The following is an 8,821-nucleotide window of genomic DNA, read 5'->3' on the forward strand; positions in this document are numbered from 1 at the left end:
AGTTTAAAAACCTGAATTAACATCATAACATAAAATATATCATATCAAATTGATTGCTAAACCTATGAAATAGAGAAAAATGTATCAAAATAATCTGTAAATTAGCAATTCGAAATTTTTTAATATATTATTTGATAAACAAATGAGAATAGCAGTCGTAGGCGCTACCGGAATGGTCGGCAGAGTTATGCTCCAAGTTTTGGAAGAAAGAAATTTTCCAATCACTGAAATTATACCCGTAGCATCAGAAAGATCAATAGGAAAAACTATTGAGTACAAAGGAAAGGAATACAAAATTGTATCAATGCAGGATGCTGTAGAAATGCGAGCTGATATCGCAATCTTTTCAGCAGGTGGAGAAACTTCCAAACAGTGGGCGCCTAAGTTTGCAGAAGTTGGAACAACTGTAATTGACAATTCATCGGCTTGGAGAATGGATCCAGATCGTCCGTTGATTGTACCAGAAATTAATGCAGATATTTTAACAACAAATGATAAAATTATCGCAAATCCTAACTGTTCAACGATTCAATTGGTAATGGTTCTTAATCCTTTACACAAAAAATACGGAATTAAACGTGTAGTTGTTTCTACTTATCAATCAGTTACGGGAACAGGTAAAGATGCTGTGGAGCAATTGAATGGAGAAATTGAAGGACGTGATGTAGCGAAAGTTTATCCATACCAAATTTTCAAAAATGCATTGCCTCATTGTGATGTGTTTGATGAAGAAACAGGTTATACAAAAGAAGAATTGAAATTGACTCGTGAGCCTCGTAAAATTATGCGTGTGGATGAAATGAATATTACAGCTACTGCGGTTCGTGTTCCTGTGCAAGGAGGACATTCGGAGTCGGTGAATATTGAATTTGAGAATGATTTTGATTTAGCCGAAGTTCGCAAATTATTAGCTGAACAGGAAGGTGTAACAGTACAAGATAATCCAGACACAAATACTTATCCAATGGCTTTCTATTCAGAAGGGAAAGACGATGTTTTTGTAGGACGTATCCGTCGTGATTTATCTCAACCAAATGCATTAAATTGTTGGATTGTTGCGGATAATTTACGCAAAGGAGCAGCTACAAATGCGGTTCAAATTGCAGAATATCTAGTAAAACATAATTTAGTTGGATAATATTTTCAATTAAAAACTTATATAAAGTCGCTCTTGTAGCGACTTTTTTATGTTTAATGAATAAGTTTTCAGAACTTTAACAAATATTTTACGCTATCAAAGCAACCATAAGCGTAATTTTCGCATCTAAACACTGAGAAAGAAAAAGTATTTTGGACGAAAAACAACTCATAAAAGCTTGTATCAACAATGATTCGAAAGCACAGCGGATGCTTTACGAAAAATATGATGCGCGATTTTTTGCGGTTTGTAAACGTTATTTTACCGATATACAACAAGCGGAAGATGCGTTGGTAAAAGGTTTTTTGAAGATTTTTCAGAATCTTGAAAATTATTCGTTCGAAGGAAGTTTTGAAGGATGGATGCGAAGAATTATGATTAATGAATGTTTGATGGAGTTGCGGAAAAATAAAATTTTTCACCTTAATGTAGACGATTACTCCTCTTCTATTTCATCTAATCAAGAAGCTTCGCAACAAATCGAAGAAGATGATGTGATGAAACTCCTCGATTATCTACCCGAAGGCTGTCGTCTCGTGTTTACCCTTTACGTTATTGAGGGATATAAGCACAAAGAAATTGCCGAAAGTTTGGGCATTACAGAAGGAACATCTAAATCGCAACTTAATTTAGCGAAGACGAAATTGAAGGATATGTTAAGTAAGAATGAAAATATAAAATCAAATTTATCGTGAACACAAACGATCCAATAGAAGATTTATTTCGATCAAGAAGTAACGAAACTGTCGGCGAAAAGCCGAGTGATTTGGTGTGGAAACGTATTGAATCTGGTTTGCAGAAGGAGGAAAAGAAGAAGAAACCTATTCGCGAATTTGTTTCGAGTGTATGGTTTTCTGCTGCCGTTTTTGCGTTGATAGCGATTCCTTACTTTGTACTTTTTATCGAGAATATTAATACTGAAAATAGAGAAAATTCACTTGAAATTGTCAAAACAAATGTCCCAGTTATCGAGCAATCGCCTGCTGAACAAGAAGAAATAGTGGTTTTGGAATCGAAAGATAAAGATTTGGAAAAACCTCTAGAAATAGTAAAGAATGATAAAGTTACAAAAGAGCCTGTTTATAAAGTAATTGAAGGACATTCTGCTGGTACAATTGATGATGAAGGATATTTTCCTCAATTATCTAAAGCGTCTGCACCAAATGCTCCGGTTGCTTTATCAGCACCGCAAGCGATGGAAGTTCGTTCTAAGGTTTTAGATTCCATAGAAAAAGAAAGTCAATATGCTAAAGCAAATAGTCAAAATTTTGGTTCTATAAAAGATTCAGTTATTTCGGATAAGTTAGCAGGGAAAGCTTCTGGTGTTGTAGTCGCAAATGGTGTAAGTAGACAAAATGCTAAATTAAAAGATACTTCTGATGTGATGAAAATGACGGTTGTTGCAGAAGAACGTGCTGCGAATACATCATTAGAAACAGCTTCGGTGATGGAAGTTTCGCCAAAAAAATCTGTAATTGACAAATCTGCAATTGTTTATAAACCTTTAAAGTTTACAGTAAAATCGGATATTTTACGTACTAATTTTAAATTACAAAAGAAATTAAAAAATAAAATTTCGTTTGAAAGTACAACCAATAATCTTGTCATTACATTCGAAAAAGTAAATGATAAAATTGTTTTAACAACAAACGAACCAAAGGTTGATGCGACGCTTTTGGGAGTTTTGGAAAAAAATAAAAAAGAAATATTTAAATATTATAATAAATAGAGATTAAAAAAAGGTTCGCTTTTAGCGAACCTTTTTTTAATTATTTCCATATAAATTTATTGCATTTTCTTTGTCTTGATTCATCGCGATGATTAAATCATCTAACGAATCAAATTTCTTTTCATCTCGCAAATGTCCTAAAAATTCAAGGCGAATTGTTTCTCCATAAATTTCTCGATCAAAATCCAAAATATTCACTTCTATTCGATGTTCACGAGAATTGGTAACCGTTTCTCTAAATCCGATGCTTAATAAACCTAAATATTTTTGATTATCCACAAAAACATCAACGGCATAAACGCCATCTTTTGGAATTAATTTATTGGGATCAACTTGTAAATTAGCGGTAGGAAAACCAAGTGTACGACCAATTTTGTCACCATGAACAACTTCTCCAGAAAGCGGATATTGATAGTTCAACGCTTTATTCGCATACGCGATATTTCCTTCGATAAGTGCATTTCTAATTTTTGTAGAACTCACCGCCACATCATTTTCTTCGACAGCTTGCAATTGAATCAAATTGAAACCATATTTTTTCGAAAGAACTTGTAATTGTTCAAAATTTCCTTCTCTATTTTTCCCGAAATGATGATCGTAGCCAATCACTAGCGTATCAATATTAATTTTATCAACCAATAAATTCTTGACAAATTCGACAGAAGTTACTTGCGAAAAATCTTTTGTAAACGCTTGAATAATCAAATGTTCTAACCCAAATTGACGCAAAACATTTTCTTTTTCCTCTAAAGTGTTCAAAAATTTAAGATCACAATTTGGTTGTAAAACCATTCGAGGATGTGGATTAAAAGTAATCAAAACACTTTTTCCATCAATTTCTTTTGCAATTGTATTGAGTTGTTTTAGAATAGATTGGTGTCCAATGTGCACACCATCAAACATGCCCAAAGTAAGGACAGGACGTTTGATTGGTTTGATTTCTTCTAAGGATTGATAAACGTTCACTAAAAATGATTTTGCACAAAATTAAGGCTTTCAAATCGAACTTCAAATCTATTTTTAATTTCCTTTGATTGTAATATTCTGATTACTAATCAAAATATTATGACAAAAATCTTAAAAAGTATATAAATTATACAATGTTTTTAACTTACCTTTGCACCCAAATAAAATAAACTAAATCATTTCATATAATGGCAAATCAAAAGAAAGGTAAGATTGCACAGGTTATTGGACCTGTAATTGACGTTATTTTTGATAACGCAGAAGGCCTTCCAAATATTTATGATGCATTAGAGGTTCCTCGTCAAGGAAAAGAAACATTAATTCTTGAAGTTGAGCAACACATCGGTGAAGATACTGTACGTTGTATCGCAATGGATAGTTCTGATGGTTTACAAAGAGGTCAAGAAGTTATCGCTTTAGGAAAACCAATTATGGTTCCTATCGGAGAAAACATCAAAGGACGTGTATTTAATGTAGTTGGAGATGCTATTGATGGTTTAGGGAATTTAGACAAAGAAAATGGTTTACCTATTCACCGTCCAGCTCCAAAATTCGAAGAATTATCAACATCTGCAGAAGTTTTATTTACAGGTATTAAAGTAATTGACTTAGTAGAGCCATACGTAAAAGGTGGTAAAATTGGTTTATTTGGTGGTGCCGGAGTAGGTAAAACAGTATTAATTCAGGAGTTGATGAACAACATCGCAAAAGGACACGGAGGTTTATCTGTATTCGCTGGTGTTGGTGAGCGTACTCGTGAAGGTAATGACTTAATGCGTGAGATGATTGAAGCTGGATTAATTAATTACGGTGAAGATTTCATGCACTCTATGGAAGGTGGATCTTGGGATTTATCTAAAGTAAACAGTGAAAACATGAAAGAGTCTAAAGCAGCTTTCGTTTTCGGACAAATGAATGAACCTCCAGGTGCACGTGCTCGTGTTGCTTTAACAGGTTTAACATTAGCTGAATATTTCCGTGATGGAGATGGACAAGGTCAAGGACGTGACGTATTATTCTTCGTAGATAATATCTTCCGTTTTACACAAGCAGGTTCTGAGGTTTCTGCCCTATTAGGACGTATGCCATCAGCCGTAGGTTATCAGCCAACATTAGCAACTGAAATGGGTGCTATGCAAGAGCGTATTACATCTACTAAAAACGGATCTATTACTTCTGTACAAGCGGTATATGTACCTGCCGATGATTTAACTGACCCTGCGCCAGCTACGACTTTCGCGCACTTAGATGCTACAACGGTATTAGATCGTAAAATTGCTTCATTAGGTATTTACCCAGCGGTAGATCCATTGAACTCTACATCTCGTATCTTATCACCAGCAATTATTGGTAAAGAACATTACGAAACAGCACAACGTGTAAAAGAAATCTTACAACGTTACAATGCTTTACAAGATATTATCGCGATTTTAGGTATGGAAGAGTTATCAGAAGAGGATAAATTAGTTGTACACCGTGCACGTCGTATCCAACGTTTCTTATCTCAACCATTCCACGTTGCAGAACAGTTTACAGGTATCCCAGGTGTTTTAGTAGACATCAAAGATACAATCAAAGGATTCAACATGATCTTAGATGGTGAAGTTGACCAATATCCTGAGGCTGCATTCAACTTACGTGGTACAATCGAAGAAGCGATTGAAGCTGGAGAAAAAATGTTAGCAGAAGCTAAATAATATAATTTAACCATATAAAGAGTGCTTACGTTTCTTTTCTTTTTGAAAGTTGCTAAGTACTCTTTTTTTTAAAAACAATAGGATTATGCACTTACAAATTATTACGCCAGAATTCGTAGTTTTCGATGCAGAAGTAGATGCTGTTACTTTACCAGGTAAAGATGGTGAATTTCAGTTATTAAATAACCACGCTCCTATCGTTGCAACTTTAGGTGAAGGAACAATTAAAATTAAAGTTCACAAAAAAACTTTCGAAGATTTCGATAATCAATCTGGCAAAGTTTACACTTCTCCATCAAACGAATCTACATTATTGTTAGATATCAAAGGAGGAACAATTGAAATGAGCAATAATAAAGTAATCGTTTTAGCAAACTAATTACTTTTTTATCATAAAACTTAAAAGGAGATCAATTTTGATCTCCTTTTTTTATATTTTCTACTTAATATTCTCTTTTTTACTTCAAATTTTATTCTGTTTAAATCCTTTTTATAGATTTCGAAAGAAATATTTTTAGCTTTTTGGTATAAATATTCTTTTTAAATTAAGTTTATAGATTTATTTTCTAAAAACAAAATGTAAATTTCATTATTCAGAAAATTATTCTAATTTCACATCAAATATAAAACTACAAAATGTAGTTAGAAATGAATAATTTTTAAAGATGAAGTACAATTCTAAAAAACATTCTTTTGGACACGGTGTCCTGCTTCAGAGCATCTATAATTGTATCAATAGTAAAATTCGAATGTGCAGCTGCTAATTTCAGCTAACTAACCTACCCTACTATTTATTAATCGTAGTCACATTCAAAACAATTTTATTATGTCAACAGAAAAACAATTACATTTCGATACTTTACAAGTACACGCAGGTCAGGAAGTAGACCCAACAACAGGCTCTCGCGCTGTTCCAATTTATCAAACATCTTCTTATGTATTTAATGATGCCGAACACGGAGCAAATTTATTTGCTTTGAAAGAATTTGGTAACATTTACACAAGAATTCAGAATCCAACAACCGACGTATTCGAAAAACGTATTGCTGCGCTGGAAGGAGGTGTTTCAGCATTAGCAGTTTCATCGGGACAAGCGGCACAATTTATTGCTTTAAATAATATTTTAGAATCAGGAGATAATTTTGTTTCAGCTTCTAATCTTTATGGCGGAACATATAATCAATTCAAAGTTGGTTTTAAGCGTTTAGGTGTTGATGTTCGCTTTGCTGAAGATGAAGATCCAGCTAAAATTGAATCATTAATTGATGAAAATACAAAAGCGATTTATGCAGAAACGATAGGAAATCCGAGTTTTAATGTTCCAGATTTTGAAGCAATCGCTGTAATTGCGAAGAAACATAATATTCCATTTATTGTGGATAACACATTTGGTGCGGGCGGTTATATTTTCAAACCTTTAGAACATGGAGCAAATGTTGTTGTAGAATCTGCAACAAAATGGATCGGTGGACATGGAACTTCGATTGGTGGAGTTATCGTGGATGGCGGAAATTATGATTGGGGAAATGGTAAATTTCCACAATTTTCTGAACGATCAGAAGGTTATCATGGTTTAGTTTTTTCCGATGTTTTTGGAGTGAATGGTCCTTTTGGGAATATTCAGTTTATTATTCGTGCTCGTGTTGAAGGTTTGCGTGATTTTGGTCCCGCAATTTCACCGTTCAATTCTTTTTTATTGTTACAAGGTTTAGAAACGTTGTCGTTAAGAGTTCAGAAACATTTGGACAATACGTTAGAAATTGCGCGTTGGTTAGAACTTCATCCGCAAGTTGAAAAAGTGAATTATCCTGGATTAATTACTTCTCCAACTCATCATTTGGCAAAAAAATATTTGAAAAATGGTTTCGGAGCTGTTTTATCATTCCAAATTAAAGGTGATGCAGACAAAGCGAATCAATTTATTGATAGTTTAGAATTTATTAGTCATTTGGCAAATGTTGGCGATGCAAAATCGTTAATTATTCATCCTTCTGCAACAACTCATCAACAACTGAGCGATGATGAACAAAAATCTGCTGGAGTTTTTCCAGGATTATTGCGTCTTTCTGTCGGAATCGAATATATTGATGATATCAAAAATGATCTTCAACAAGCTTTTGATAAAATTAAGTAAACAAAGTATTTTAGCTATAAATTAATTCAGTGAATTTTCATCAATATAATTATACAAAACCATTTCAATTAGAAAATGGTCAAATTCTCGAAAATTTAACCATTGCTTATCATACAGCTGGAACATTGAATCCCGAAAAAAACAATATCATCTGGGTTTGTCATGCTTTAACGGCAAATTCGGATGTTTTCGATTGGTGGGCTGGTCTTTTTGGAGAAAATGAATTGTTCAATCCAAAAGATCATTTTATTATTTGCGCCAATGTGATTGGTTCTAATTACGGAACAACAAATCCGTTGTCTACAAATCCTGAAACAAATTCACCTTATTATCGAGATTTTCCTACAATTACGATAAAAGATATGGCAAATGGGCATCAATTGTTAGCAGACCATTTAGGAATTTCGACTATTCATTTATTAATTGGTGGTTCACTCGGTGGTCAACAAGCGTTAGAATTTACGTTGCTGAATCAAGTTAAAGTGGACAATTTAGTTTTGTTGGCGACGAATGCAATACATTCTCCTTGGGGAATTGCGTTCAACGAATCTCAGCGTTTAGCTATCGAGGCAGATGCAACTTTTAACGATAAAACTGAGAATGGAGGAAGAAATGGATTGATTGCAGCACGTACAATTGCGATGTTGTCTTATCGTACCTATATTATATATGAACAGAAGCAAAAAGACGAGGATTCTGTTTACAACGATTTCAAAGCGTCTTCTTATCAAAAATATCAAGGTGAAAAATTAGCAAATCGATTCAATGCACATTCTTATTGGACACTTTCGAAAGCGATGGATTCACAAAACTTGGCTCGAAATAGAGAATCTTTAGAGAAATCTTTGGCTCAGATTTATTCGAATACTTTAGTGATTGGAATTTCTTCGGATATTTTATTTCCCCCAAAGGAACAAAAATTTATAGCGAATCATATTCCAAATGCAAAATTTATCGAAATAGATTCTATTTTTGGACACGATGGTTTCTTGGTCGAATTACAAGAATTAAATACAATTTTGGAACATCTCGTATAATATTATGAAATGAATAATTATCTGAAGCTCGATTTATTCGAGCTTTTTTTATTTATAAATAGATTCTACGAAGTAGAATTTTCCCCGAGTCGATAACCATAAAGTATCCATTTTGCTTTT

8 protein-coding genes are annotated in these 8,821 nt (G+C 33.5%); 7 read left to right on the forward strand and 1 reads right to left on the reverse strand.

Annotated elements, in window-relative coordinates; genetic code table 11:
* Positions 1-142 precede the first annotated feature (142 nt).
* The 3 genes from B4G36_RS13380 to B4G36_RS13390 all read left to right on the forward strand — a co-directional run bounded on the left by B4G36_RS13380 (position 143) and on the right by B4G36_RS13390 (position 2,867).
* Positions 143-1,138, forward strand: coding sequence for an aspartate-semialdehyde dehydrogenase (locus tag B4G36_RS13380; RefSeq protein WP_038336152.1), 996 nt, complete (start codon positions 143-145; stop codon positions 1,136-1,138).
* Positions 1,139-1,347: 209 nt separating this feature from the next.
* Entirely contained in the window at positions 1,348-1,833 is a 486-nt protein-coding gene (locus B4G36_RS13385) for an RNA polymerase sigma factor (protein WP_291064313.1), read from the forward strand.
* On the forward strand, positions 1,830-2,867 hold the full coding sequence (locus tag B4G36_RS13390) for a hypothetical protein (protein ID WP_291064314.1): 1,038 nt from the start codon (positions 1,830-1,832) through the stop codon (positions 2,865-2,867). The genes B4G36_RS13385 and B4G36_RS13390 overlap by 4 nt, the downstream gene beginning before the upstream one ends.
* A gap of 36 nt (positions 2,868-2,903) precedes the next feature.
* Here B4G36_RS13390 and B4G36_RS13395 read toward each other — a convergent pair whose 3' ends face one another.
* Entirely contained in the window at positions 2,904-3,833 is a 930-nt protein-coding gene (locus B4G36_RS13395) for a bifunctional riboflavin kinase/FAD synthetase (protein ID WP_291064315.1), read from the reverse strand.
* A 188-nt stretch (positions 3,834-4,021) separates the two neighbouring features.
* On the opposite strand from B4G36_RS13395, the gene atpD reads away from it, so the two are divergent.
* The 4 genes from atpD to B4G36_RS13415 all read left to right on the forward strand — a co-directional run bounded on the left by atpD (position 4,022) and on the right by B4G36_RS13415 (position 8,701).
* Positions 4,022-5,530 carry a F0F1 ATP synthase subunit beta gene (gene atpD, locus B4G36_RS13400; protein ID WP_114998651.1) on the forward strand — a complete coding sequence of 503 codons (1,509 nt, stop codon included), beginning with the start codon at positions 4,022-4,024 and terminating at the stop codon, positions 5,528-5,530.
* Between the two features lie 85 nt (positions 5,531-5,615).
* A complete protein-coding gene (locus B4G36_RS13405) occupies positions 5,616-5,909 on the forward strand; it encodes a F0F1 ATP synthase subunit epsilon (protein WP_291064316.1) in 294 nt (97 codons plus the stop codon).
* A gap of 447 nt (positions 5,910-6,356) precedes the next feature.
* Positions 6,357-7,664: an O-acetylhomoserine aminocarboxypropyltransferase/cysteine synthase family protein gene (locus B4G36_RS13410; protein ID WP_291064317.1), complete on the forward strand. Its 1,308-nt coding sequence runs from the start codon at positions 6,357-6,359 to the stop codon at positions 7,662-7,664.
* A 29-nt stretch (positions 7,665-7,693) separates the two neighbouring features.
* Positions 7,694-8,701: a homoserine O-acetyltransferase family protein gene (locus B4G36_RS13415; RefSeq protein ID WP_291064318.1), complete on the forward strand. Its 1,008-nt coding sequence runs from the start codon at positions 7,694-7,696 to the stop codon at positions 8,699-8,701.
* Positions 8,702-8,821: the final 120 nt, after the last annotated feature.

It is taken from the genome of Empedobacter sp. UBA3239 (genome assembly GCF_002362875.1).
Taxonomy (GTDB): Bacteria; Bacteroidota; Bacteroidia; order Flavobacteriales; family Weeksellaceae; genus Empedobacter; species Empedobacter falsenii_B.